This is a genomic window from Rhodanobacter sp. OR87, assembly GCF_000473345.1.
Classification (GTDB): Bacteria; Pseudomonadota; Gammaproteobacteria; order Xanthomonadales; family Rhodanobacteraceae; genus Rhodanobacter; species Rhodanobacter denitrificans.
Genome location: NZ_AXBJ01000010.1, coordinates 35,660 through 61,231, shown reverse-complemented (window position 1 = coordinate 61,231; position 25,572 = coordinate 35,660). Strand labels below are relative to the sequence as shown.

Here is a 25,572-nt window from a genome sequence, read left to right as displayed (position 1 = left end):
CCCGCGGGCGACTGCATACGTATTCAATCGGACACGGTCGGGATCCGCAGTGCAGACTCGGGCGCATCTTGATGCCATGACGTTGGGGAGACGCGATGAGCACGATGGACATGACGGGCGACGGGCTGGGCCAGCGAGCCACCGCGCGGGTGGTGCTGATCTCGGCGGCGGCGGCGCTGGGCGGATTCCTGTTCGGTTTCGATACGGCGGTGATCAACGGCGCGGTCGACGCGGTCCGCGGCGGCTTCGCGCTGGACGCGGCGCAGATCGGCTTCGCGGTGTCCTGCGCGCTGCTCGGCTCGGCGCTGGGCGCCTGGTACGCCGGCATGCTGGCGAACCGCTTCGGCCGCGTGCGCACGATGCAGGTGGCCGCGGTGCTGCTGGTCGCCAGTGCGCTGGGTTCGGGGCTGGTGACCGCGGTGTGGGACCTGATCCTGTGGCGGCTGGTCGGCGGCATCGGCGTGGGCGTGGCCTCGGTGATCGCGCCCACCTACATTGCCGAAGTCTCGCCCGCGCACATTCGCGGCCGGCTCGGCTCGATGCAGCAACTGGCGATCGTGCTGGGCATCTTCGCCGCGCTGCTCAGCGATGCGTGGCTGGCCGGCGTGGCCGGCGGCGCGGCGCAGCCGTTGTGGTTCGGGCTGGCGGCGTGGCGCTGGATGTTCCTGGTGGCGACGCTGCCGGCGCTGGTCTACGGCACCCTGGTGCTGGGCGTGCCGGAGTCGCCGCGGCACCTGGTCGCCAAGGGCCGCCTCGACGAGGCCCGCGTGGTGCTGCGCAAGGTGTTGAACATGCACAGCGAGACAGCGCTGGACAACAAGCTGCGCGACATCGAGGACAGCCTGCGCTCGGAACACCGGCCACGCCTGCGCGACCTGTGCGGCAAGACCGCCGGGCTGCTGCCGGTGGTGTGGATCGGCATCCTGCTGTCGGTGTTCCAGCAGTTCGTGGGCATCAACGTGATCTTCTACTACTCGTCCACGCTGTGGCATTCGGTGGGTTTCAGCGAGGCCGACTCGTTCACCATCACCGTGGTCACCTCGATCGTCAACGTGCTGGTGACCCTGGTGGCGATCGCGCTGGTCGACAAGATCGGGCGCAAGCCGCTGCTGGTGGTCGGCTCGGCCGGCATGGCGATCACCCTGGGGCTGATGGCGTGGTGCTTCTCGCAGGCTACCGGCAGCGGCGCCACGCTGAGCCTGCCCGGCGCCACCGGCATGGTGGCGCTGGTCGCGGCGAACGCCTACGTGGTGTTCTTCGGGGTGAGCTGGGGCCCGGTGGTATGGGTGCTGCTGGGCGAGATGTTTCCGAACCGGATCCGCGCCACCGCATTGGCGGTGGCCGCGGCCGCGCAGTGGCTGGCGAACTTCGCGATCACCAGCACGTTCCCCGCGCTGGCCGAGCTGGGCCTCAGCTTCGCCTACGGCCTGTACGCCGGCTTCGCGCTGCTGTCGCTGCTGTTCGTGCTGGCCGGCGTGCGCGAGACCAAGGGCATCGAGCTGGAGGACATGCGCGCATGAGGATCGTCTCTCGGCCAGCGTCGGTGGCGACATGCACCTGCCTCGATCAGCGGCAGGCGGTTTACGACAAGCGGCGTGCAAACCGGCTAGGATTTGGCACGGACGGCATGGCGTCGTCGCAAAAGCTTGCGGGTCGCGCTGCGGATGAAGGCAAAAGCCACATCGATCGACATTGCCCACCTGGCCGGGGTATCCCAGGCCACGGTGTCGCGCGCGCTGCGCGGCAGCCCGCTGGTCAATGAGGAAACCCGGCGGCGCATCCAGGCCGCCGCCGAACAGCTCAACTACAAGGTCGACAAGAACGCCTCCAACCTGCGCCGGATGCATTCCGGCACGCTGGCGCTGCTGTTCTTCGAGGACCCCACCGCCGACGAGTCGCACATCAACCCGTTCTTCCTGTCGATGCTGGGCTCGATCACCCGTGCCTGCGCGCTGCAGGGCTACGACCTGCTGATCTCGTTCCAGCAGTTCTCGCACGACTGGCACGCCGACTTCGCCGACAGCAAGAAGGCCGACGGCCTGATCCTGCTCGGCTACGGCGACTACCTGGCCTATACCGACAAGCTGGAAAAACTGGTCGCCCAAGGCACCCGCTTCGTGCGCTGGGGCGCGGTGCTGGCGGACCAGCCCGGCGTGTCGATCGGCTGCGACAACTTCCGCGGCGGCCAGGCGGTGGCCGGGCACCTGCTGGAACGCGGCTGCCGCCGCATCGCCTTCCTCGGCGACGCGTCCAGCCACTATCCGGAGTTCTTCGGCCGCTACCGCGGCTACGTCGACGCCTTGCAGCAGGCCGGCGTGGCGGTGGACCCGGCGCTGCAGGAAAACGCCGAGAGCACCGAGCGCTCCGGCTACGAGGCGATGCGCAGCCTGATCCTGCGCGAGGCCGGCTTCGACGCGGTATTCGCCGCCAGCGACCTGATCGCGATCGGCGCCATGCGCGCGCTCAGCGACCACGGCCTGCGCGTGCCGCAGGACGTGGCGCTGGCCGGCTTCGACGACATCCCCATGGCCAGCTTCGTCAACCCGCCGCTGACCACCGTGCTGCAGGACACCAAGCAGGCCGGCGAGGTGCTGGTGGACAGCCTGCTCGGGCTGATCCGCGGCGGACCGGTGGACAGCGAGGTGCTGCCGGTGAAGCTGGTGGTGCGGCGTTCCAGCCTGCGCTGAGGTCTTTAGCGCGGCGCCACTACCGCCTTCACGCACGATCGCCTAATCTGCTCGGAGCCTGTTCAGAGCCACTTGCGTGAAGGGGTGTTCGCACCATGGACCAACCACGGCTGGAGCTGGACTTTCATCAGGTATTCGAGCGGGTCACCGACGCCTGCGTGGCGCTGGATCGGGACTGGCGCTACACCTACCTGAATGCGACGGCCTGCGAGCTGTTCGGGCGCCGCGCGGAGGAGCTGATCGGCCGGCACATCTGGACCGAGTTTCCGGAGGGCGTCGGGCAGCCGTTCCACCGCGCCTACGAAAAGGCCATGGCGGAGCAATGCCCGCAGCAGATCGAGGCGTTCTATCCGCCGTACAACCGCTGGTTCGAGAACCGCATCTACCCGTCGGCGGACGGGCTGACGATCTATTTCCGTGACATCACCGAGCGCAAGCGTGCCGAACAGCTGGCGGCCGGCCAGCACGAAATCCTCGAAGGGATCGCGGCGCAGCGGCCGCTGGTGGAAAGCCTCGAACGGATCGCGCGCCTGCACGAAACGATGAACCCCGGCGCGCTGTGCTCGCTGCTGCTGCTCGACGAAGACGGCCGGCATGTGCTGCACGGCGCCGCGCCGAGTTTGCCGGAAGCGTACAGCCGGACCCTGCATGGGCTGGAGATCGGCGAGGCACACGGTTCGTGCGGTACCGCCGCGTGGCGCGGCGAGCGCGTGGTGGTGGCCGACATCGCCGGCCACCCGTACTGGGAGAACTACCGCGGGCCGGCGCTGGCGCATGGCCTCAAGGCGTGCTGGTCGACGCCGGTGTTCGGCAGCCATCACGAAGTGCTGGGCACCTTTGCGGTGTATTTCCGCGAGCCGCGCGAACCGCGAGAAGAAGAATTGCGCAGCATCGACCGCATGTTGCCGATCACCGGCATCGCGATCGAAAGCGCGCGCCTGGTCGAGCGCCTGCACGAGCGCCACCGCTTCTTCGAAATGTCGCAGGAAATCTTCTGCATCCTCGACCCGCATACTGAGCGGCTGGTGCAGTTCAACCCGTCGTTGCCGCGCCTGACCGGCTACGGCGCCAGCGAACTGACCTCGCGCAGTTACCGCGAATTCCTGCAGCCGGAAGAACCCCGCGATGGCTCCGACCCGATGGTGGTGCTGGGCCGCTCCGGCGAGCAGGTCCACGAATTCGTCAACCGCTGCCGCTGTCGCGACGGGAGCGAACGGCTGCTGGAGTGGGTCTCGTTCGCCGCGCCCGACGGGCTGGTCTATGCGGTGGCGCGCGACATCACCGAGCGGCGCCGGGTCGAGGCCGAGCTGGCGCATGCCTCCAGCCATGATCCGGTCAGCGGCCTGCCGCAGCACTTGCTGCTCGGGCGCGAGGTGGGGGACGTGTTGAAGGACTCGACGGAGCCGGTCTGGGTGCTGGTGATCGGACTGGACCGCTTCCAGGGCGTCAACGAATCGGTGGGCCACCTGACCGGCGACGATGTGCTGCGGCAGCTGGCCGGCCGCCTGCAGGCGGCGCTGGCCGGGCAGGGCCGGGTCGCACGCTTTGCCGGCGACGAGTTCGTGGTGACGGCAACCGGCCTGTCGGCCGATGGCGCACTGGCGCTGGCCGAGTGCCTGCGCGCCGCCGTGGCCGAACCGCTCGAGGGCGGCGATTACCGCCTGCTGCTGACCGCCAGCATCGGCATCAGTCATTCGCCCGACCATGGCACCGACCCGAACGACCTGCTGCGCCGGGCCGAGGCCGCGATGAACCAGGCCAAGCGGGAGGGGCGCGACCGGGTGTCCATGTTCTCGGTCGAGCAGATGCGCGACCTGGAAGACCGCCTGGTGATGGGCAACCAGCTGCGCAATGCGATCCGGCACGACGAACTGGAGCTGCACTACCAGCCGCAATACCGTGCCGCCGACCGCCGGCTGACCGGTTTCGAGGCGCTGCTGCGCTGGAACAGCCGGCAGCTCGGCCGGGTGCCGCCGGCCCGCTTCATCCCGATCGCCGAGGCGCTCGGCCTGATGCCCGAGATCGGCGAGTGGGTGCTCGATGCGGCCTGCCGGCAATTGCGCGCGTGGCTGGACCGCGGCCACCGCGGCTTCACCGTCGCGGTGAACGTGTCGGCGCAGCAACTGCAGCGTCACGGCCTGGTCGCGCAGGTTGGCGCGGCGCTGCAACGGCACGACGTGCCGCCGGCGATGCTGGACATCGAGATCACCGAGAGCTCGTTCATGGAAAACGTGTGGCGCGTGCAGCGCACGCTGGCCGAGCTGAAGGCGCTGGGCATCAGGCTGTCGCTGGACGACTTCGGCACCGGCTATTCCAGCCTGGCGTACCTGAAGCAGTTCCCGATCGACAAGCTGAAGATCGACCAGGCCTTCGTGCGTGCCTTGCCGGCGGGCACCGCCGACGCGTCGATCGTGCGCACCATCATCGCGGTGGCGCACGAACTGCGCATGCATGTCGCCGCCGAAGGCGTGGAGACCGCGGCACAGGCGGATTTCCTCGCCGCCGCCGGCTGCGGCGAACTGCAGGGCAACCACCTCGGTCCGGCCCTGCCCGTGCTGCAGGCCGGGGAGCGCTTCGACGACGGGTACGCGTAGCGCATCGGCGGCGTTCGCTCAGGCGTTGCCGGCACGTTCCTGCAACGCCTGCAGTGTGGCGAGCGCGTGGCTGGCCGACTCGACGGGCACGAACAGGTGGTCGTGGTGCGCGGCGGCGACCACGTTGCAGCTGATGCCCGCCTCGGCCAGCGCCGTTGCCACGGCGGCGGTCAGGCCGACGGCCTGCAGGTCGGAGTGCACGCTCAGGGTGATCCACGCGGCGCGGAACAGCAGCGCCAGCCCGGCATCCTTCGCCTGCTGCTCCTCGACGATCAGGGTGAGTCCCTCGCGCTCGCGGAACGTGGCGATCGGTGCGAGCCGATCCGGCACGCTGCCGCCGGGCAGCGCGACGAACGCATACACGCCGCGGTTCAGCACGGGGTGCATCGAGTGCAGCAGTTCGGCGAGGTTCGAGACGGCGTGGCTCATGGCAGCGAATCCCTGGAACAGGCGTGATCGATCGGCGTGCCAGCCGCCGCCGTCGACCTATTTCGACGGCGCCCGGCGGAACAGCCGCAGCCAGAACGCCAGCTCGAACAGCACGCCGGCGAGTACCAGCACGCTGCCGACCAGCGTGGCGCCGAAGAACAGCGGGCCGAGGCCAAGGGCATAGGCGGCGACGGCCGCGAGGAAGATGGCGAACGTGATCAGGTGGCGCATGGCTTCACCTCGTTGCGTGGTGCGTGGCGTTCATGGATGGGCCGCCGGCCGCTTCGTGGCAGCAACGGCCGGCCCGCGTTTCACAGCGCGCGGCCATCGTAGTGCCGGACCGGGATGGCCGAAAGCTCGATGCCCTCGATGCAGCGGATGTTGATCGCAGCCATCGCGTTGCCCTTCGGGTCGGTGCCTTCGCCGTACGGATGCATGCCGCAGACCGGGCAGAAGCGGTGCTTGATGGCGTGCTTGTTGAACATGTAGCTGCTCGCCGCGTCCTCGGGCGTGAGCAGGTGGAACTTCTCGCGCGGGACGAACCAGAGCAGCGAACCCTTGCGCTGGCAGATCGAGCAGTTGCATGCCAGCGCCTCCCCGATCTCGCCTTCCACCTCGAACGCCACCCTGCCGCAGTGGCAGCTGCCTTTGTAGTTCATGGCCGTTCTCCCGATGTTCCGCGTTGTGGTGCGATGTTGGACGATGGGCCTGCGATGGATCGTGCCATGACGATATCCCGCTGCGGATCGCTGCCCAAAGGAAAGACGTGGTCGCCGACCCCGACGAAGCCGCACTTCCGGTAGAACGCGATCGCCCGCGGGTTGCGTTCCCATACGCCCAGCCAGGCCACGTCCGAGTTGCGTGCCTGCAATGCTTCGATGCAGGCGTGCATGAGGCCCTGCGCGATGCCTTTGCCATGCCACGCATCGGCGACGTACAGCCGCTGGATCTCGCCCGGGGATTGGGCCGCAACGCAATCCGGGGCGCCATCCCAGCGCAGTTGGGCAAACCCGACCAACCCTTCGTCGCCATCGCACAGCAAGGTAAGCATGTCCGGGTTGGCAATCTCGCCTGCCTGGATCGCCTCGCTGTAGCTGACCTGGCAGTGGAGTGCCATGTCCTGCGGCGAGTTCACGGCGCCGAAGGTACTTCTGAAGGTCGCCTCTGCAAGCCGCGAGAGCGGCCCTGCGTCGCTGCGGTCGGCGGTTCGGATGACGGGCAATGGGGCCTCCGGGGGCGCTGGATGCTTGGTAGACGTAGCCAGCAAGTGGCTCAGGCGTATGACGGTAGCCTTGGAGTGGGTGGTCGCTCGCGGGCCTGACTTGGGCATGGGGCACGCCTGAAACGTCGGGTCAGGGTGTCCGCCAAACCGTGGAAACTATCCAGGCGACATTCTCACCACGAGTGACACCAAAAGCCAAGTCATTGCCGCGATCATTCCGGCAACTAGAAAAGGTGCCAGCGCATCTGGACATATGCACAGCTGATCTGTCGTAGAGCAGTTGACCGTCAAGAAGAGGGACGAGTGTAGTCAACACTTTGTCTGGTCGCCGGCACGAGCAGGGGGCGCGGCTGCGTTGCATATCGCACAGAACGAGGCGCTATCTTTATCGCCGCGTTTCGCAGGACAGGCGCCGGTCTCAATGCTCCGGATGCCCACGCTCCTGCATCAACCGCGTCAACTCCGCCACCAAGTCCGCACGCTTCGCCGCTGCATCGAGCAGATAGACCTGCACGTCGTGCGCGGGAACGCTGGCGTGCAGGCGGCCCCCTTCGGCCACGTCGATCGCGGTGCCGCCAAGCGCCGGTGTCCAGCGGCCTGGCTGCAGGTAGTCACTGACGTCGAATGATGCGGTCGCATCGCCCTTGTTCAAAAGCACCAGCGCGATCTGGTGCGTGCCGCCCTGCTGGTACACGCGGTAGAACGCGGCCTGGTTGCCGGCGAAGCGCAGCGGCAGCATCAGGCCGCGCTGCAGCGCCGGGGTCTTCTCGCGCAGCTGGGCGATGCGCTTGAGGTGCTGGTAGATCGGGCTTTTCGGCGCGGCGTCGATGCGCTGCTGGCCGTAGTAGTTGCGGTTGCCCTGGTGTTCGGCCTTGCCGCGTTCGAAGCCGGTCTCGGAGCCGTAGTAGATGGCGGGAATGCCGCGCGCGGTGAACAGGAAATTGTTGGCGTCGATGAAGCCGGCGTCGCTGGCGTTCAGGCGCGCCATGTCGTGGTTGTCGTAGAAGGTGACCAGCTCGTACGGATTCTGGTACGGCCCGTTGGTGAGGTAGAGGCGGTCGAGCAGCTGCGCGTAGTCGCTGCCGGGATGCTCGAACACCTCGGCGACGCGCCCGCGCAGCGGGAAGTCGAGCAGGCTGATGGCGCCGTTCTCGGGCCAGGTGTACTGGCCGATGTTGTCCGGGCTGTAGTCGAACGCCTCGCCGAACATGAAGAAGCCGGGGTGCTTCGCGCGGATGCGCGCGCTGAACTGCTGCCAGAACGTGGTGGACATGTGGCTGATGGTGTCGATGCGGAAGGCATCGGCGCCCTCGCCGATCCACTGGTCGTAGGCGCCCACGAAGTAGTCGAGCACGGCCGGGTTCTGGTCGTCGTTGTTGGACAGCTGCACCAGATCGTCGTAGGCGTGGTAGAAGCGGTGCAGCGGGTTGCGTGCGGGGTCGAGCCGGTACGGCGGCAGGTTCTGCTGGTCGGCGACCAGCTTGCCGTCCTTGTCGAAGATCTGGCCGTACTGCGGCTGGCGCACCGGCATGCTGAACGCGGGCGAGCCGTGGTTGGCCACGATATCCTGCACCACCTTCAGTCCCGCCTGGTGCATCGCCGCGGTGAACTGGCGGAAGTCGAGATTCTTGCTGGGCAGGTGTTCGTCGAGCTTGTAGAAGTTGACGCCCCAGTAGCCGTGGAAGCCGGTCTTGCCGCGGTCGGTGAACTTCGAGCCCCAGCTGACCGGGTCGCCGCCGGTGAACGCCTGGTCGGGGTTGTCCACGATCGGGGTGATCCACACCGCGCCGAAGCCCATGCCGCGGATGTAGCCGGCGTTGTCCAGCACGCCCTTGAAGTCGCCACCGAGATAACCGATGTTCGCGCTCTCGCCCTTCGGCGCGCCGGGTACCGGGATGTCGAAGGTGCGGTGCGTGCCGCCCTGGTCGCGGTGGTCGTTCGACGGGTCGCCGTTGACGAAGCGGTCGGTCATCACGAAGTAGATCGCGTTGGCGGCGAACGGCGCGTCGCTGCCGACGAAGTCCGGCGTGGCGGTCGTGGCGGCTTGCGCGCAGCCGCAGGCCAGCGTCAGTGCGCCGGCCAGCAGGGCGGTTCGGTTGATCATGTCGGGTTTCCGGTAGCGAGGGCTGCGGGCGGCGCGTAGACCGGTTCGCGTACGCGCAGGGTGAACAGGCCGGCCACCAGCAGGCAGGCGCCGCCCAGCGCCAGTGCCCAGATCGGCTGGTTGTGGAAGCACAGGCGCAGCAGCAGGCCGAGCACGCTGGCGGCGAGCAGCTGCGGGATCACGATGAAGAAATTGAAGATGCCCATGTACACGCCCATCTTCGCCGCCGGCAGGTTGTCCGACAGCAGCGCGTAGGGCAGCGACAGGATCGAGGCCCAGGCAAAGCCCACGCCGACCATCGAGGCGAGCAGCCATTGCGGGTCGCGGATGACCAGGAACGACAGCAGTCCCGCGCCGCCCAGGGCCAGGTTCAGCAGGTGGCTGATGCGCAGGCCCCAGCGGCGCACCATCAGCGGGATCACCACCGCCGCCAGCGCGGCGAAACCGTTGTACGCGGCGAACAGCACGCCGACCCAGTTGGCGCCCTCGTTGTACAGCGCCGAGTGGACGTCGGTGGTGCCGTAGATGGTCTCGGTCACGCCCGAGGTGGTGTAGATCCACATCGCGAACAGCGCGAACCACGAGAACAGCTGCACCCACGCCAGTTGCCGCATCGACACGGGCATGCTGTAGAGATCGCCCATCACTTCGCGCAGCATGCCGCGGCCGCGGCTGAAGCTGAGCCAGACGAACAGCAGGCCGAACACGATCAGGCCACCGGCCAGCAGGTACAGCTCCTTCTCCAGCGCGAAGTGCCGGATCGCGAACAGCACGGCGACGCCGACCACCAGCAGCAGCACGCCCCAGCGCCACGCCTGCGACGTATCCGTCGCCGGCTGCCTGGCGACGCTGTCGCTGAACGACTGCAGTTGCTCCGGCGGGTATTCGCGCGTGCGCAGGATGGTCCACAGCACCGCGCCCAGCAGCACCGCGCCGCCGGCGTAGAACGCGTACTTCACCGTGTCGGGGATGCCGCCGTCCGCGGCCACGTTGGCCACGCCGAACCGCGCCAGGATCCACGGCAGCGCCGAGGCCACCACCGCGCCGATGCCGATGAAGAAACTCTGCATCGCGTAGCCGCTCGGACGCTGCTGCGTCGGCAGCTGGTCGCCGACGAAGGCGCGGAACGGCTCCATCGACACGTTGATCGACGCATCCAGGATCCACAGCAATCCGGCGGCCATCCACAGTACCGGCGCGTTCGGCATCCACAGCAGGGCCAGCGAGGCGAATAGCGCGCCGACCAGGAAATACGGCCGGCGCCGGCCCAGCCGGTTCCAGGTGCGGTCGGAGAAGTGGCCGATGATCGGCTGCACGATCAGCCCGGTCAGCGGCGCGGCGATCCACAGCGCCGGGATGTCGTTCACGTCGGCGCCCAGGGTCTGGAAGATTCGGCTGACGTTCGCGTTCTGCAACGCGAAGCCGAACTGCAGGCCGAGGAAGCCGAAGCACATGTTCCATATCTGCCAGAACGACAGCGCCGGTTTGTTGTTCAAGAGGGTGCCGTCCTTCATGGGGTGGCGTGGCCGGTGGCGAGCGGGGCGATCAGCAGGGCGTGCACGTCGGCCCGGTTCAAGGCGCCATCGCTGCCGCCGCTGCCGCCGGTGTAGTGGGCGAAGTGGCCGAGATAGCTCATGTTGAAGCCGTCGTCGAGGGTGAACCGGCAGGTGCTGCCGGCCTTCGCGGTGAAGCTGCCCCAGGTGGATGGCTGCGTGCGCACGCTGTGCGGCATCACCATCGGCAGGCGTTGCGCGTCGCTGCCGGTGCAACTGACCTCGAGCATCTTCACCGCCGCGGTGATGCCGGTGTTGATCGGGCCGTGGTCGTTGGCGTAGTCGAGCGCGACGCGATAGCGGCCGCTGACCGGCGCGGTCCACGTGCGCGGCCAGTTTCCGATGACCTTCGCCGTGTCGCCCACGCAGGTGTCGGGACTGTGCAGCGATTCCAGGCCGTGCGCATCCACTCGCGTGGCGCTGAAGCAGGCCAGGCCCGGCTGCCGTGGAAGTCGGGTGCTGCCGTCGAGATCGCCGTGCGCGCGGCCGTCAAGGTAGAGCCGCGCCTTGCCGTCTGCGGTGACCTGCCAGCCGTCGCCATCGGCGCGTACCAGCGGTGCGGCAGGGGCGATCGGGGCGTACAGCGGCGCGTCGGTGCGCAGCGGCGGGTCGGGTACCTGCACCGCCTTCAGCGTCACCGTGGTCGCCGTGCCCTGCGTGCGGGCGTGGTCGGCGACCAGCAGGTTGCCGGCGATTTTTTCCGGCAGTTGCAGGGTGATCTGCCGGTCATGCAGGTCCAGCGTGATCGCGTGGCGCCGGCCGAACAGCATCGGCACCAGCGCAGTCGGCAGTTTCGGCTGCACGCTGCCGTCCGCGTTCAGGCCGAACACGCCCTCGGTCACCACCGCCAGCGCGGCCGCCACCGACCACAGCTGGCGCGGCGAATTCACCACCGGACCGCTGAGCCGGCCTTCGTCCACGTGCTGGCCCTGGGTAAGCAGCTCGTAGTTCTCCATGTTCGAGCCGTACAACGCGGCGCCGCGCAGCACCGACTCGATCTCGTGCGCGATGCGCGCGGGCTGCTCGGTGATGCGCGCGGCGCGCAGCGCGTAGGCGCTGACGAACGGCCAGATCGCGCGGTTGTGATAGATCGGCTGGTCGGCACGCTCGGGCCAGATCACCGGGCTGCCCGCGGGCCACGTTGGGTAGTTCGCCAGCGCCTGCTTCGCGCGTTCGCCGCCGGCCACGCCGCTGTCGATCGCCAGCGCGATGCCGAGCAGGTCGTAGCTGTCGTACGGTGTGCCGTCGCCGCCGAGGTAGCTCATGTACATGCCGCGCTCGGCGCGCCAGAAGTGCGCGTTGATCGCTGCCTTCAGCGCCGCTGCGTCGGCGCGGTAGCTGGCGGCGGCGTTCGCGTCGTGATGGGCGTCGGCCAGGTTCGCGGCCAGCTGCAGCGCCTGGTAATGCAGCACGTTGGTGGACAGCGCGTAGGACTGCGCGATGAAGGTGACCTCGTCCGCCGTCCACGCGGGGTAGCTCTGTTCGCGCCAGTCGAGGAACGAGGTCTCGCCGCGGTACAGGCCGAAGCCGGCGTCGAACGCGTACTGGCGATCCTGCGCCAGGGTGGCGCCGAGCGCGCGGTAGACGTCGTCGGCAAAGGCCTGGTCGTCGAGCAGGTGGCGCGCGCCGAGGAACCACACCACGCGGTCGGTGCTGATCGGCCAGCTGCCGCCGGAGCCGGTGTCCTGCATCGGGTAAAGCCGTTTGGGAGCCGGGCCCTGCGGCGCGGACGCAACGCGCACGCCGGACAGCTTGAACTTCAGCCCGTTGCGCGAGCGCGCGGGGTCGAAGCGCCACAGGCCCAGGTCGATCGCGTAGGACAGGTCGCGCGTCCACACGTACGGCCACTTCAGGCCGGTCTCGAAACACTGGCAGGGGATCGGCTGGCCGTGGTCGAACGCGCCGTCGCGGATCGCACTGACCGAATCCTGCTTCAGGTCGTCCTGCGCCATCGCGAACAGGCCGTCGAACAGCGGGCTGGCGGTTTGCGTGGCGAGCGGCTGCGCCGCGATCGTGCGCTGGCCGTAGGGCCACGCCAGCGTGTAACCCTGCTGCGCGTCGCGGCTGATGGCGACGTGCACGCCGTGCCAGTCCAGTCCGTCGTGCCAGTCCGGCGCCACTGCGCCCGCTGCCAGTGCGGCGGCCAGGGCGATGCTCAACATGCGCGTGCCGTACGTGGCCCGTGCTGGGTGATGTGCTCGATCGGCATGTCCCCTCCTGCAGCTGTGGTGTCGCGCCGGCACGCCGCCCGCGGCTGCGGTCGGGCGGTTCGTGCGGGTTGCCAACGCATGGTAGATAGCGTCGCACTGCAGCAACCAGCCCATGCATACGTATTCATGCGCCGCGCGGAAGGGCGGCGCGTGCGGGCGCGCGGCGGCCGGGCCGCGCCCCCGGGCGTCCCGCGGGCCTCAGCGCAACTCGATCACCACCAGTCCTTGCACCGGCACGTCGATCGCGAGCTTGCCGCTGTGCACATCCATCGTCTCCGGCGCGGCCAGCGCGCCGGCTGCGCGCAGCTGCGCGATCTGCGCGCGGCTGGGGGAGTCGGGGCGGCCCATGCGGTCGAATGCGGCGACGGCATTGCCGTGGGTTTCGTCCACGCGCCAGACCGTGGCGCGGGCGGCGGCGGGCAGGTGCTTCACGGCGACGTCGAAGCGCTTCGGCGTGCCGGCGGGTTTGCCCGGGGTGTAGCTGGCGGTGTCGCCGACGGGCGGGGCGTAGTTCCACAGTGCGATCACCAGCGTGCCGTCGTCGCGGCGGGTGACCAGGGCGGAATCGGACTTGGTCGCCAGCTGCCGCTCGCCCAGCTTGTGCAGGAGCGCGAACGCGTTGAACGCGGGTTTGGCGATGCGGTTGGCGGCGATCAGGCCGAAACCGCCGTAGAACGGGTTGCGCACGATGCCCTGTTCCTCGAACACGTCGGAGAACGACCAGTAGCTCATCGCCTCGACCTTGCCCGCGCACTGGCGGATGGTGTTGGCCAGCCACGGCCCCATGAACACGGTGTCGGTGACGTTCGGCAGGTTGGCGTAGCTGGCGTTGTACTCGCTGAAGATCAGCGGCAGGTGCGGGTAGGGCGAGGCGGCGATTTCCCGGTGCACCTTGTCCACCGCGCGGCAGACCATGTCGGCGCGCGGGATCTTCTCGTCGCTGTGGAACACGTTGTCGGCGGTGTCGTCGCCGTAGACGTGGCTGCTGACGAAGTCGACCGGCACCTTGTTCTTGTGCACGTGGGCGAGGAAGTCGGTGGCCCACGCCGCCTGCGCGGTGGCCGGGCCGCCCACGCGCAGGCGCGGGCTGACTGCCTTCAGTGCGCGCGCGGTGTGGTCGTACAGGGTGAAGTAGCTCGCCTGCGCCGGCTGGCCGGTCCAGAAACCGATGTTCGGCTCGTTCCACACCTCGAAGTACCAGCTGGCCACCTCGTCGATGCCGTAGCGCTCGACCAGGTGTTTGGCCAATGCGCCGATCATCGCGTCCCACTCGGCATAGTCCTTCGGCGGCGCGACGTTCGGGTGGTACCAGAACGGGTGCAGCGCGGCGGGGTCGGAAGTCAGCTCCGGCGGCATGAAGCCGAGTTCGACGAACGGCTTGAAGCCGTGCTCGAGCAGGCCGTCGTAGATCTGGTCGATGTAGGAGAAGTTGTAGGAGATCCTGCCTTGCGCGTCGCGCTGCACCAGGCCCACGTCGTGGTCGAGGATGCCGTGGAAGCGGATGTAGCCGACGCCGGTGGCCTGGTGCACGGCGTCCAGGTCCTTGCGGTAGTCGTCGCGCAGCGCCAGCGCGGCGCGGCCGGAGCCCAGCATCTGTTCCCAGAAATGCGGGAACGGCGTGCCTTGCGCGCGGGCGTCGACGTGCAGGCTGACGGCGGTCGTGGCGGGCGGCGCCGCGACCGCCGTGCCGGCGAGCAGCAGGGCGGCTGCGCAAAGGCCCAGGGCCAGCTGGCGAAGCGAGGCGGAAAGAGTCATGGCGGGGGTCCTGTTCGACGCCTGGATGGCGCGGGGCGGGGAAGCGGGCCAAGCCCGCAACCGTCAGGATGTAAACGTTTACATCGTGCGGCAGTGTCCTACACGCGAGCGGCGGCGTCCAGCGGCGGCGCGGCAAACGCGCGGCGCCGCCGTGGGCCGCCTTCACTGCGCCAGGATCGCCCCGTAGTGGCCGTTCACCGCCACGCTGACCTGGCCGTTCTGCACGGTGTAGTGGGTGCCCGAGATCAGCTCGGTGACCGTGCTGCCGTTGGTCATGCTCAGCTGCCACACCGGTACCGTCACCGTATGCGTCACCGAGTCGTTGTTGAGCGCCACCGCGATGCGGTTGCTCGCGTCGAAGCGGCCGTAGGCGTACAGCTTGCTGGTGTCGTCGGTGAGCAGGGTCATGAACGAGCCGGTGCGCAGTGCCGGGTAGGCGTTGCGGATCACGACCAGTTTGTTGGTCAGCGCCACCGCGCTGTTGGTCGCGGTGCCCACGCTCCAGTCGAACGTGCGGCGGTTGTCCGGGTCGGCGCCGCCCTGCATGCCGTACTCGTCGCCGTAGTAGATGGTCGGCGTGCCGACGTAGGTCATCTGGAAGAACAACGCCAGGTAGGTCTTCCAGATGTCGCCGCCGGCGCGGTTGCCGAAGCGGCTGATGTCGTGGCTGGAGAGGAAGTTGCTCATCGCCTGCTGCACGTTGGTCGGGTAATTCGCGCGGGTGCCGTGCAGCCAGCTGTCGAACTGCGAGACCGGGATGCTCGCCGCATTGCCGCCGTAGTCCCGGCCGGTGATCCACTCCGACACCGGCTGGGTGAAGCCGTCGTAGTTCATTGCGCCGTCCCACTGGTCGCCGCCGCTGGTCCACGGGCCGGCGTTGCCCCAGAACTCGCCGAGGATGTCGGCGTTGGCGTTGACCGATTTCACTGCGCTGCGCAGCTCGGCCATGATCTGGTGGTTGGCGGTATCGCTGCCGTTGCCGCCGCCGGCGTCGAGGTACTGCGCCGCATCGAGGCGCCAGCCGTCGATCGAATAAGGCGACTTCAGCCAGGTCTGCACTACCGAGCCGGTACCGCCGTAGATCGTGTTGCGTACCGCCGAGCCGCTGGCGCCGTAGTCCAGCTTGGGCATGGACGAGAAGCCGAAGAACGCGGAATACGTGTTCGGCCAGCTCTGGAAGGTGTAGTAGCCGTAGGTCGGGCTGGACTGCGATTCGTAGGCGCCGGTGAGGCCGGTCCACCAGTTGTAGCGGTCGAACCACTTGTGGGTGTCGCCGGTGTGGTTGAACACGCCGTCGAGGATCAGGTAGCCCTTCGGCCCGTTGGCGGTCGAGTGGAGGTCCGCGCTCAGCGTCTGCAGCGTGGCGTTGCTGCCGAACGCCGGGTCCACCGTCAGGTAATCCTCGGTGTCGTACTTGTGGTTGCTCGGCGAGAGGAACACCGGGTTGAGGTAGACGATGTCGGCGCCGACCGTGTTCTTGATGTAGCCCAGCTTCTGGTCGATGCCGGCCAGGTCGCCGCCGAAGAACACGGCGGTGTTGCAGCCGCTGACGTTGGCCACCACGCTCGACCCCCAGGCATGCTTCTCGGTGGCGCAGCCGGCGTAGGTGTACTGGCCGTTGCCCACGTCGTTGCCGGCGTCGCCGTTGTAGAAGCGGTCCGGGAAGATCTGATACATCACGCCGTTCTTCATCCATGCCGGGGTGGTGAAGCCCGGGAGGATGAAGAAGTCGCCGGAGGACGGCTCGGTGGAGGTCGTACCCGCGGCGTTGAGCCAGGCCGTCGCGCTGCCGTCGTTGATCTGGAAGCGGTAGTACTTCTTCGAGGCGCTGGCCGGGATGGTGCCTTTCCAGAAATCGAAATTGCCGGTGGCGTCGTTCGCCGACCAACTCATCGCCACCCAGTGGAACGCGCCGTCCGCGCTGTCGTAGTACTTGATGTTGGCGCTGCCGATGTCGCCCTTGAAGGTGCGCAGGGTCAGCGTGACCGCCTGCGCGGCGGTCGGCTCGACGTGGTTGTCGTAGAGCGGGCCCTGGTCGTGGAACAGGCCGTTCCATTCCACGTTGTTGTCGTTGCTGGCGGCGCGTGCCTGGTCATGGATGGCCGGCAGTGCATAGAGCGCCAGCGCCGCAGCGAGCGCGCATGCCAGGGTGGATACCGAGCCGTGTGTTGCCTTGCCTTGATTGCCCATCGAACGCCCCTCCGCAGGTGGATGGAACCGGCCTGCCGCAGGCAAGCCGGGGTTCTTGCGCTTTCAGGAAACCAGGGCGCTTCGCCGCCTACATGGCGAGCGTGATCCGCGTGGCGCGCCCTGCCGTCACCCGCACCCAGGTGACCTCGCCGTAGCGGTCGCGGCCGCTCGCCCAGCCTTCGCCGCCGGACTGCTGCAGCGCCTCCAGGTCCGGGAACGACTTCAGCTTGCCGCTGACGCGGGCGGCCGCGCCGCCGTGGATCTTCAACAGATAGAAGCGCAGCGCCGGCTTGAAGCTGCCGCTCGCCTTGCCGATGTTCAACTGCACCGTGGCGCCCTGGCGCTGCACCGACAGCGGCTGCAGGAAGTACGCGCCGTGCTCGTAGTCGTAGCTGCTGCCGTCGTCGTCGTAGTAGTCGAACGTGCTGCGCTGTGCGGCGGGGAATACGTCGACGTCGAGCTGGGTCAGTGGCTGCTCGCCCACGTAATCCTCGGGCGGCCGGTTCGGGATGATCGCGCCCTCGCGGACGAACAGCGGGATATCGCTCCACGTCTTGCTGTCGATGGCCCGACGGATGGTCTGGCCGCCGTCGTACGTCTTGCCGCTGAACCAGTCGGTCCAGCGCCCGGCGGGAAGATAGATGTCCTTGGCGGTCTGGCCCTCGGCCACCACCGGCGAGGCCAGCAGCCAGTCGCCGAACAGCCAGCTGTCGACGTCGTTGCGCAGCTTCGGGTCGTGCGGCCAGTCGAACAGCAGCGGGCGCACCAGGCCGACGCCGGTGGCGCGGCGTGCGTGTTCGTAGCTGTAGATGTACGGGATCAGCGCGTAGCGCAGGCGGATCGCATCGGTTGCGGCTTTTTCAGCAACCGGGCCGTATACCCACGGCTGGCGCTTCTGGCCCAGCTCGCCGTGCACGCGGAAGATCGGCGTGAACGCGCCGAACTGGATCCAGCGCGCGTAGTTTTCCGGCGTCGGCGTGCCGTCCTTGAAACCGCCGCCGTCCATGCCCCATTGCATCGCGCCCACGTTGATCGCGCTGAGCATGCGCGCGCGCTGGCCGGCCATGCTGGCGAAGCCGGTGGGGATGTCGCCGGACCACAGGCCGTAGGCGTAGCGCTGCGAGCCCAGCCAGAAGTTGCGGTTGATCGACCACACGCGCAGGTTCGAGACGGCGCGCTGGCTGTCGTACAGCGCGCGCTGCATGTTCATGAACTCGGTATCGCTGCCGACGGTGTCCGCCTCGTCGTTCCACCAGCCGGCGATGCCGTGGTCGTAGCCGTACTTGATCGCCAGTTCGCCGAACCAGCGGCGTGCGGCGGGGAGGTCGAAGTCGATGTCCTTCACCGGCTTGTGCGAGAAGTAGTCGTCGCTGACCTTCTCGTCCGGCACCCAGAAACCGTGCGCGCTGGCGTAGCGTCCCTCCACCGTGTCGAGGTGGATGCGCGGCTTCATGATGCCGGTCAGGCGGATGCCGCGGGCGTCCATCTGCTTCTTCAGGGCGCCGCTGGGGCCGTCGGGGAACTTGGCCGGGTTCCAGCGGAACTCGCCGTAGTCGTCCTCGCCCCACGCCTTCCAGTCGAAGTCCAGCGTGATGTTGTCGAGCGGAATGTGTTTGGCGCGGTAGGTGTCGACGATCTGCAGCAGTTCCTGCTGGTCGATGCCCCACTGGCTGTTGGTGAAGCCCATCGCCCACTTCGGGAACAGCGGGGCGCGGCCGCTGAGTTGGGCCAGCTCGGCGAAGATCTGCGCGGGCGTGCCGAGCAGGATGTAGTAGTCGGCCTGCCGGCGCGCGGCGTCGACGGCGCTGATGGTGCCCGGCGCCAGGGTGAAGCTGGCGCCGTCGCTGTCCAGCAGCACGCCGTAGCCGGCGCTGCTCCACACGAACGGCGCGCCGGCGTGGCCCTGCTCGCCGGACATGGCCACTTGCTTGCCGTTGCGCAGCATGCCGGCCGAGGCATCTTCGGTGGCGTTGTAGCCGCCGATGCCGTACAGCGCGTCGCGCGGGTCGTGGCGCAGGTTCAGTGCGCCGGATGGTGCGGCGTCGAGGTCAATCTGCAGCAGTGGCCGCTGCTGCGCGTCGTCGATCCGCAGCTGGCGCTGCTGCCGGTCCCAGCGCACCGAGCCGCGCTCGCTGGCGAGCACCGGCCCGTTTGCGCCGTCGTCGCTGCGCCGGGCATCGAAGGCGCCCGGGCGGGCGGCGGGGTCGAGCACCAGCGCGGGCGCCGCGGCGGCGTGCGGGTGCTGCACGTGCACGATGCCGGGCGCGACGAAGCGCACGATGAGCTGGCCGCCCTGGGTGTCGATGCTGATGCCGTGCCTGACAGTCGTATCCATGAGCGGTGCCGGTGAAGTCGTTGCGGGGGACGCAGGCGCCTGGGCGATGCCGGCGCCGAGCGGAGCCAGGGCAAGGCCGAGGCACAGCCCGGCGAGGTGGCGTCGACGTGGGGAAACGGGTTTGCTCATCGCATCGAACTCCGTGGTCACTGCAGGATCGCGGTGGTGTACGCCGGCAGCTGCAGGCGCTCGTGCTGCACCGTGGCGCCGGGCCCGCTGCGCAGCCGCACGCGGTGGAACGGCTGGCCATCCAGCGCCAGTGACTGCGGCTGGCCGGACAGGTTGTGCACTACCAGCATGCGGCCATGTGCGTCGTCGAGTTGCCAGGCGGCGATGTGCGGGTTGTCGCTGGTCCATGGCCGGATCGCGCCGTCGCGCAGGGCCGGCAGCTCGCTGCGCCAGTGGATCAGCATGCTGTAGTAGTGCAGCAGCGAATCCGCATCGGCCTGCTGCGCCTCGACCGACACCTGCGGGCCGTCGTGCGCGGTGAAGCTTTTCCAGGTGGTTTCGCCCGGCGCGTCCGGCACGCGGTTCCAGCGCATCGGTTCGCGCAGGTCGGGGTCCGGTTTCCTGCCGCGCATGCCCAGCTCCTCGCCGTAGTAGACGAACGGCTGGCCGGGCAGGGTGAGCAGCATCGCGGCGGCCATGCGCATGTGCTGCGGGTTGCCGCCCAGCTGGCTCATCACGCGTTCCTGGTCGTGGTTGGACAGAAACGGTGCGTCCACGCCGGACCTGCCGGCGACCTGGCGGTAGGCGGCGTCGGTGTGCGCGAGCAATGCGCCGAGGTCGCCGGCGCGCTCGCTGCGCGCGCTGTCGATCAACTGCACCGCCAGCGGGAAATCGAACACCGCGCTGAGCGGCTTGAAGTACGGCGCCAGCTCGTCGGCGGAGTCGCGGGTCACCTCGCCGACGACGTAGGCCGCCGGGTTGACCTGGTCCAGGCCACGGCGGAACTCGGACCACCAGGCGAGGTTCTTCTGCAGCGTGAGCGGGTTGTGGATGTCCGCCTTGAAGTCGTAGTAGATGTGCTGCGCGGCATCGAGACGGAAGCCGTCCACGCCTTTCTTCAGCCAGTACTGGCCGAGCTTGACCATCTCCCGGCGCACTGCCGGCGTGTCGTAGTCGAGGTCGGGCATTTCGCGGGAGAAGTCGCCCAGGTAATGCGCCTTGCCGAGCGCATGCCAGGCCTGCGCGCCGGCGGCGTCCTCGGCGTGCAGGTCGGTGTGCGGGCCGGCCCAGCTGTACCAGTCGTGATGAGGGTCGGCGGGATCGCGCGCTGCCTTGAACCACGGGTGCTGGTTGCTGGTGTGGTTGATCACCAGGTCGATGATCACCTTGATGCCACGCTTGTGCGCCTCGCGCAGCAGGCGCTCGAAGTCGGCCATGCTGCCGTACTGCGGGTTGATCGCGTAGTAGTCGGTGATGTCGTAGCCGTGATAGGTCGGCGAGGGGTTGATCGGCATCAGCCAGATGCCGCTGACGCCAAGCGACTGCAGGTAGTCGAGCTTGGCGGTGACGCCGTTCAGGTCGCCGATGCCGTCGCCGTTGGTGTCGACCCAGCTGCGCACGAAGATCTCGTACCACACGCCGGAGGGCGCCGACGCAGCCGGCGCGGCGGGCGCGGCCAGCGCCGGGGCGAACCCGCCCGACGCGAGTGCGGACAGGGTCAGCAGCATGGATGTCAGGAGTCGACGGATCATGGCGCTGCCGCCGCGGTGCGCTGCGCAACGTCCAAGGCGCCGCCGGCGCGCGCCACGAACTCGTGGTGCAGCGGCAGCGTGTTCTTCGCGCGGCCGATCAGGGTGCGGATGTCGGCGAGGAAACCGTCCAGTTGCGTGTCGGTCAGTGCGTCGGCCAGCGGGTGGTGGCGCTCCGGCACGATGCGCTGGCCCAGCAGCACCTGCACCCAGCCGGTCTCGGCGAACAGCTCCTCGCCTTCGCGGAAGACCATGCCGGTGCGGCGGAACAGCTCGATCCGGCGCGCCAGCGAGGGCGGAATCTCCATCGCACCGCACTGCTGCCAGAACGGCGTGTCGGTGCGCTCGGTGGCCTTGTAGTGCAGGATCAGGAAGTCACGCACGTGTTCGTACTCGAAGCGCGTCTGGCGGTTGTATTCGTCCGCCAGCGCGCTGTCGCAGCGGCGGTCGGGGAACATCGCCAGCAGGCGGCTGACGCCGGACTGCACCAGGTGGATGCTGGTCGATTCCAGCGGCTCCATGAAACCGGCGGCCAGGCCCAGCGCGAGGCAGTTGCGGTTCCACGCGAGCCGGCGCATGCCGGTGACGAAACGCAGCGGGCGCGGATCCCCCAAGGGCTCGGTCTCCAGGTTCGCCACGAGTTGCGCGGCGGCCTCGTCGTCGCTGATGAAGCGGCTGCAGTACACGTGGCCGTTGCCGGTGCGATGGCGCAGCGGGATGCGCCACTGCCAGCCGGCGGTGCGCGCGCTGGCCTGGGTGTACGGGCGCATCGGGCCGCCCGGCGCGCTGCCCACCGCCAGCGCACGGTCGCAGGGCAGCCAGTGCTGCCAGTTCTCGTAGCCGGTGTGCAGCGCACCCTCGATCAAGAGGCCGCGGAAGCCGGAGCAGTCGATGAAGAAGTCGCCGTCGACGCGTTCGCCGTGCTCCAGTTGCAGCGATTCGATGAAGCCGTCGCCTTCGCGCAGGCGCACCTCCACCACCTTGCCCTCGATGCGCTGCACCGCGCCCGGCGCGATGCGCTCGCGCAGGTATTGCGCGTAGCGCGAGGCGTCGAAGTGGTAGGCGTAGCGCAGACCGCCGAGCGGGCTGTCGGGAATCTTCTCCAGCGGCGCGAAGCGGTTTTCCGCGGCGGCTGCGGCGTTGAGCGAATACGCCCACAGGTCCGGCGCGTCCGCGGCGCCGCCGCGCGCTTGCACGGCGCGCAACCAGTAATGGTGGAACGGGGTCAGCCCCAGTGGCAGGCCGAGGTCGCCGAAGGCGTGCAGGTAGGAATCGCCGGGGCGGGTGAAGCCGTTGAGCTGCACGCCCAGTTTGTAGGTGCCGTGGGCGAAGCGCAGCATCTCGTCCTCGTCGATGCCGAGGAAGCGGTTGATGTGGCGGATCTGCGGAATGGTGGCCTCGCCCACGCCGACGGTGCCGATCTCGGCCGATTCGACCAGCCGGATCTGCACCTGCGAGCCGAGCGCCTGCGTCAGCAGCGCCGCCGCCAGCCAGCCGGTGGTGCCGCCGCCGACGATCACGATGCGGCGGATGCGGGGATCGTTCATGTCATGGCTCCTCGGCATCCGGTGTGCGCGGCGCGACGCCGTCGCGGGTCATGAAAAAAAAGCCCCGCCGGACAACACACAGCGGGGCACCTTGGGGAGGTAAGGTCGATACGACTTACTGGAACTTGTACGAGGCGCCCAGCGAATAGGTGCGGCCGTAGCGTTCCCAGGTCTGCACTTGGCGCGGGTCGTTGTTCTGGAACGTGGTGAAGATCTTGTTCGACAGGTTGGAGCCCTGCGCGATCAAGGTCAGGCCCTTCAGGCTGCCGCTGTCGAACGTGTAGCTCACCTGCGCGTCGTAGCTGCTGCCGCCCCTCAAGGTCTGCTCGACACGCGTGGCGCTGATGCCCGACACCTCGCCCAGGAAGTTGGAGCGGTAGTTGTCGCTGATACGCGCCTCGAATCCGTTGTGCTGGTAGTACAGCGTGGCGTTGGCGACCCACTTCGACAGGCCCGGCACGGTGATCGGCGTCGGATTGCCGGGGTAGACCAGCGAGCTCTTGGTGCGGTTGCCGGTGAGGATCACGCCGAAGCCGTCCAGCGGTTGCGCGATCAGGTTGAACGGCAGGTTCAGGGTGCCCTGAAGACCCTTCACGTAGCCGCGGCCATCGTTGGTCGGCCCGGTGACGATGCCGTAGGGGGTACCCAGCAGGGGCAACTGCTGCGCGGACAGCTTGAACGGCAGGAAGGGGCTGAAGTCGTACAGGAAGGACGCGTTCGGGTTGATGTAGTCGTGCAGGCCGATGAAGTAGCCCGACACCGAGAAGTAGCCACCGCCGCCGCTGCGGCACAGGTCGGAATTCTTCTGGTCGGCGGAGTTGCACTGGTAGCTGTTGCCGCCACTGAAGTAGTGCTCGTAGCTGACATTGAAGTTGTCGGCCATGGTTGGCCGCAGCTTCGGGTTGCCGCCCTTGGCGCTGAAGTAGGCCTGGTTCGGGTCGGTGCTTTGCAGGTGCGAGTTGTCGCCGCTAACCCCAAGACCGGCGTTCATCTGGTCCATGCGCGGGCGGGCCAGGGTGCGGGCGGCGCTGACGCGCAGGTCATCGTTGTCGGTGAATCCGAAGATCAGGTTCGCGCTGGGCAGGTAACGGGTGTAGCTGGTACTGCCGGTTACCGGGATCAGCACGATGTTGTTGCCGGTGGTGGCGCTGTCCGGCGCCACGCGCTCGCCGCTCGCACGCTGCGAGGTGCGCTGCGCCTGGATGCCGAAGTTGCCGCGCAGGCTGACGCCACCCAACTGGGTGTCGATGTTGAATTGCACGTACGGCGTGAAGACGTTCTCATGCGTCTTCCAATCCGGCGGCGTGCCGGTGTTGGAGCCGAATGTCGGCACGTTGGCCAAGCTGCCGTTGCCGATCAGGGCGAACGGGTTGTAGCAAAGCTGCGAGCCGACGCCCATCCACGACAGCGGATCGCAACTGCTGCCACCCTGGATCGCTGCGGTGGTGACGGCACTACCGCCGCTGATGGTGCCGCCGCCCAGGGTCAGGAAGCTCTGGTCGATGTGGTAGGACTTGTTGCGACGGCTGTTGCTCACGCCGAACTCCATGCTGGAGAACGGACCGCTGGCAAAGCTGCGTTCCACCGCGATGCGCACGTTGGCGAGCGAATCGACGGTGCGCGGCGCATTGATGAAGCCGGCCTGCACCACGTCGCTGCCCGCGCCCCAGCCCTGCGGGTCGGTCAGCACCACGCCATTGGTGTAGTCCAGCGATGGGTTGAGGAAGAGCATGCCGTTGCCGAGCTCGTTGAAGCCCACGGTGTCGGTGGCTCCGGTCTTGTTGTAGCCGGTGCCGGAATAGCTTTCGAGATTGACGTCACGACGAGTCGCGCGCGAGTAGTTCGCGTTGGCGTTGATCGTCCAGTTCTCGTTGATGGTGAACTTGTTTTCCCAGTTGAAGTTGGTGACCCCGGCGCTGGTGCTGTTGTAGTCGTTGCGGATCACCGGCGTCACGTTGGCGTAGGTGCCGCTCTGCACGAAGCCGCCGCCACTGACGTGGGGATCCGGTATCACCACGCCGCCGGGCTGCAGCTGCGCCGAGCTCCACCACAGCGGAAACTCCATGCCCTTGGCCTGCTGCACTTCCTTGAAGTTGTCGTAGGTCAGGTCGATGGTGCCGGTGTAGTGCTCGTTCGGCTGCCACTGCACGGTGGCCAGTGCGCCGTTGCGCTTCATCGAATCGGTGATGCCGAAGTTCTTCGAGCCGCCGATCACCGCGTCGCCGTTGCTATCGCTCGGATAGCCCCACGGCCCTTGGTGCTGGATCTGCGTGGGGTTGTTCTCCAGGTCCACGCCCAGGGTCACGCCCACAGTGTGGTCGGCGAACTGGTTCACCCACACGCCGTTCAAGTTGTAGCCCTTGTTGCTCACGCCCTTGCCCGGTGCCAGCTCGGACATGCTGTTCCAGATGTACTTGGCGTTCACCGCCGCCTCGGGGCCGCTCTTCTCCAGCGGGCGGATGGTGTGCATGTCGACCGTGCCGGACAGACCCTGGCCGATCAGGTTGGCGGAGGGCGACAGGTGCACCACCACGTTGTCGAACCAGCTCGACGGGTACTGATCGAACTGCACGTCGCGGTTGTTCGAGGTGGAGACCTGCTGGCCGCCGTTGACCAGCGCGGTAGAGAAGTCGGGGCCCAGGCCGTGGATGGTCAGCACCTGCGGGCGGCCATTCAAGGTCTGCACGGCGAGGCCGGGCAGGCGGCCGAGGGTGTCGGCGATGCTCACGCCGGGGAGCTTGCCGACCTGCTCGGCCGACACCGCCTCGACGATGGTGCTGGCGTTGCGCTTCAGCGCGGTGGAGTTCTCGATGCTGCTGATGAAGCCGTTGACTTCGACTGCCTGCATCTGTGTCTTGTGCTTGTCCTTTTCGTCCTTCTTGGACTGCTCGGCCGAGGTGGTCGGCGCCTGATCCTGCGTGCTCTGCTGCGGGCCAGCCGCGGGCGCGGTGGCGGCATAGGCCGCGCCGCACATGCCAAAGCATACCGATGCAATCGCCATCGCCAGCATGTTGTGTTTCAGAACCATGAAATCCCCTCCCACAAAGGTGTGTCGCCGTCGATCTCAGTTATTGGATTCCCCCGCGCTTCCGTCGGCGACGACCGTCGGCAGGTGCGCTGCCGAGGTTTTCGGCGGCGTGTTTGCATGGTAGGCCGGCAGTTCCGCAGCGAAGCATTTCCTGCATACGTATTCATGGCGGGCGCCGTATAGCGGTTATTGCGTTGCAGCACCGCGCGTCCCGACAGCGG

General features: G+C 68.0%; 16 protein-coding genes. 3 read left to right on the top strand and 13 right to left on the bottom strand.

Going from position 1 to position 25,572, the window contains the following annotated elements; genetic code table 11:
• The first annotated feature begins 95 nt into the window (after window positions 1-95).
• The 3 genes from RHOOR87_RS0110650 to RHOOR87_RS0110640 all read left to right on the top strand — a co-directional run bounded on the left by RHOOR87_RS0110650 (window position 96) and on the right by RHOOR87_RS0110640 (window position 5,281).
• Window positions 96-1,520: a sugar porter family MFS transporter gene (locus RHOOR87_RS0110650; protein ID WP_015448596.1), complete on the top strand. Its 1,425-nt coding sequence runs from the start codon at window positions 96-98 to the stop codon at window positions 1,518-1,520.
• 144 nt (window positions 1,521-1,664) lie between these two features.
• Window positions 1,665-2,687: a LacI family DNA-binding transcriptional regulator gene (locus RHOOR87_RS0110645; RefSeq protein WP_015448595.1), complete on the top strand. Its 1,023-nt coding sequence runs from the start codon at window positions 1,665-1,667 to the stop codon at window positions 2,685-2,687.
• A 95-nt stretch (window positions 2,688-2,782) separates the two neighbouring features.
• The gene (locus tag RHOOR87_RS0110640) at window positions 2,783-5,281 is read left to right on the top strand and encodes an EAL domain-containing protein (RefSeq protein ID WP_027485002.1); all 2,499 of its coding nucleotides are present in this window, start codon (window positions 2,783-2,785) and stop codon (window positions 5,279-5,281) included.
• Window positions 5,282-5,299: 18 nt separating this feature from the next.
• Here RHOOR87_RS0110640 and RHOOR87_RS0110635 read toward each other — a convergent pair whose 3' ends face one another.
• From RHOOR87_RS0110635 to RHOOR87_RS0110575, 13 genes are all read right to left on the bottom strand, one after another.
• Complete coding sequence (locus RHOOR87_RS0110635; RefSeq protein ID WP_027485001.1) at window positions 5,300-5,710, bottom strand: ACT domain-containing protein; 411 nt, start codon at window positions 5,708-5,710, stop codon at window positions 5,300-5,302.
• Window positions 5,711-5,767: 57 nt separating this feature from the next.
• Window positions 5,768-5,941, bottom strand: coding sequence for a hypothetical protein (locus tag RHOOR87_RS0110630; RefSeq protein WP_015448593.1), 174 nt, complete (start codon window positions 5,939-5,941; stop codon window positions 5,768-5,770).
• A gap of 80 nt (window positions 5,942-6,021) precedes the next feature.
• Window positions 6,022-6,369: a GFA family protein gene (locus RHOOR87_RS0110625; protein ID WP_007511530.1), complete on the bottom strand. Its 348-nt coding sequence runs from the start codon at window positions 6,367-6,369 to the stop codon at window positions 6,022-6,024.
• Window positions 6,366-6,932 carry a GNAT family N-acetyltransferase gene (locus tag RHOOR87_RS0110620; RefSeq protein ID WP_027485000.1) on the bottom strand — a complete coding sequence of 189 codons (567 nt, stop codon included), beginning with the start codon at window positions 6,930-6,932 and terminating at the stop codon, window positions 6,366-6,368. Before RHOOR87_RS0110620 ends, RHOOR87_RS0110625 begins: the two co-directional genes overlap by 4 nt.
• 418 nt (window positions 6,933-7,350) lie before the next feature.
• Window positions 7,351-9,036 (bottom strand): alpha-amylase family glycosyl hydrolase, encoded by a 1,686-nt coding sequence (locus tag RHOOR87_RS0110615; RefSeq protein ID WP_027484999.1) that lies wholly within the window; start codon window positions 9,034-9,036, stop codon window positions 7,351-7,353.
• Complete coding sequence (locus RHOOR87_RS19180; RefSeq protein ID WP_037115575.1) at window positions 9,033-10,550, bottom strand: MFS transporter; 1,518 nt, start codon at window positions 10,548-10,550, stop codon at window positions 9,033-9,035. Before RHOOR87_RS19180 ends, RHOOR87_RS0110615 begins: the two co-directional genes overlap by 4 nt.
• Window positions 10,547-12,751 carry a hypothetical protein gene (locus tag RHOOR87_RS0110605; RefSeq protein WP_027484998.1) on the bottom strand — a complete coding sequence of 735 codons (2,205 nt, stop codon included), beginning with the start codon at window positions 12,749-12,751 and terminating at the stop codon, window positions 10,547-10,549. Before RHOOR87_RS0110605 ends, RHOOR87_RS19180 begins: the two co-directional genes overlap by 4 nt.
• 246 nt (window positions 12,752-12,997) lie before the next feature.
• Complete coding sequence (locus RHOOR87_RS0110600; RefSeq protein ID WP_027484997.1) at window positions 12,998-14,554, bottom strand: glycosyl hydrolase family 39; 1,557 nt, start codon at window positions 14,552-14,554, stop codon at window positions 12,998-13,000.
• Between the two features lie 162 nt (window positions 14,555-14,716).
• On the bottom strand, window positions 14,717-16,744 hold the full coding sequence (locus tag RHOOR87_RS0110595; RefSeq protein WP_027484996.1) for a glycoside hydrolase family 13 protein: 2,028 nt from the start codon (window positions 16,742-16,744) through the stop codon (window positions 14,717-14,719).
• A gap of 88 nt (window positions 16,745-16,832) precedes the next feature.
• On the bottom strand, window positions 16,833-19,079 hold the full coding sequence (locus RHOOR87_RS0110590; protein ID WP_043795502.1) for a TIM-barrel domain-containing protein: 2,247 nt from the start codon (window positions 19,077-19,079) through the stop codon (window positions 16,833-16,835).
• Between the two features lie 146 nt (window positions 19,080-19,225).
• A complete protein-coding gene (locus tag RHOOR87_RS0110585) occupies window positions 19,226-20,779 on the bottom strand; it encodes an alpha-amylase family glycosyl hydrolase (protein WP_027484994.1) in 1,554 nt (517 codons plus the stop codon).
• Window positions 20,776-22,323 (bottom strand): tryptophan halogenase family protein, encoded by a 1,548-nt coding sequence (locus RHOOR87_RS19175; protein ID WP_015448584.1) that lies wholly within the window; start codon window positions 22,321-22,323, stop codon window positions 20,776-20,778. Before RHOOR87_RS19175 ends, RHOOR87_RS0110585 begins: the two co-directional genes overlap by 4 nt.
• 115 nt (window positions 22,324-22,438) lie before the next feature.
• Window positions 22,439-25,351, bottom strand: a complete 2,913-nt coding sequence (locus tag RHOOR87_RS0110575; RefSeq protein ID WP_015448583.1) for a TonB-dependent receptor — start codon at window positions 25,349-25,351, stop codon at window positions 22,439-22,441.
• Window positions 25,352-25,572 lie beyond the last annotated feature (221 nt).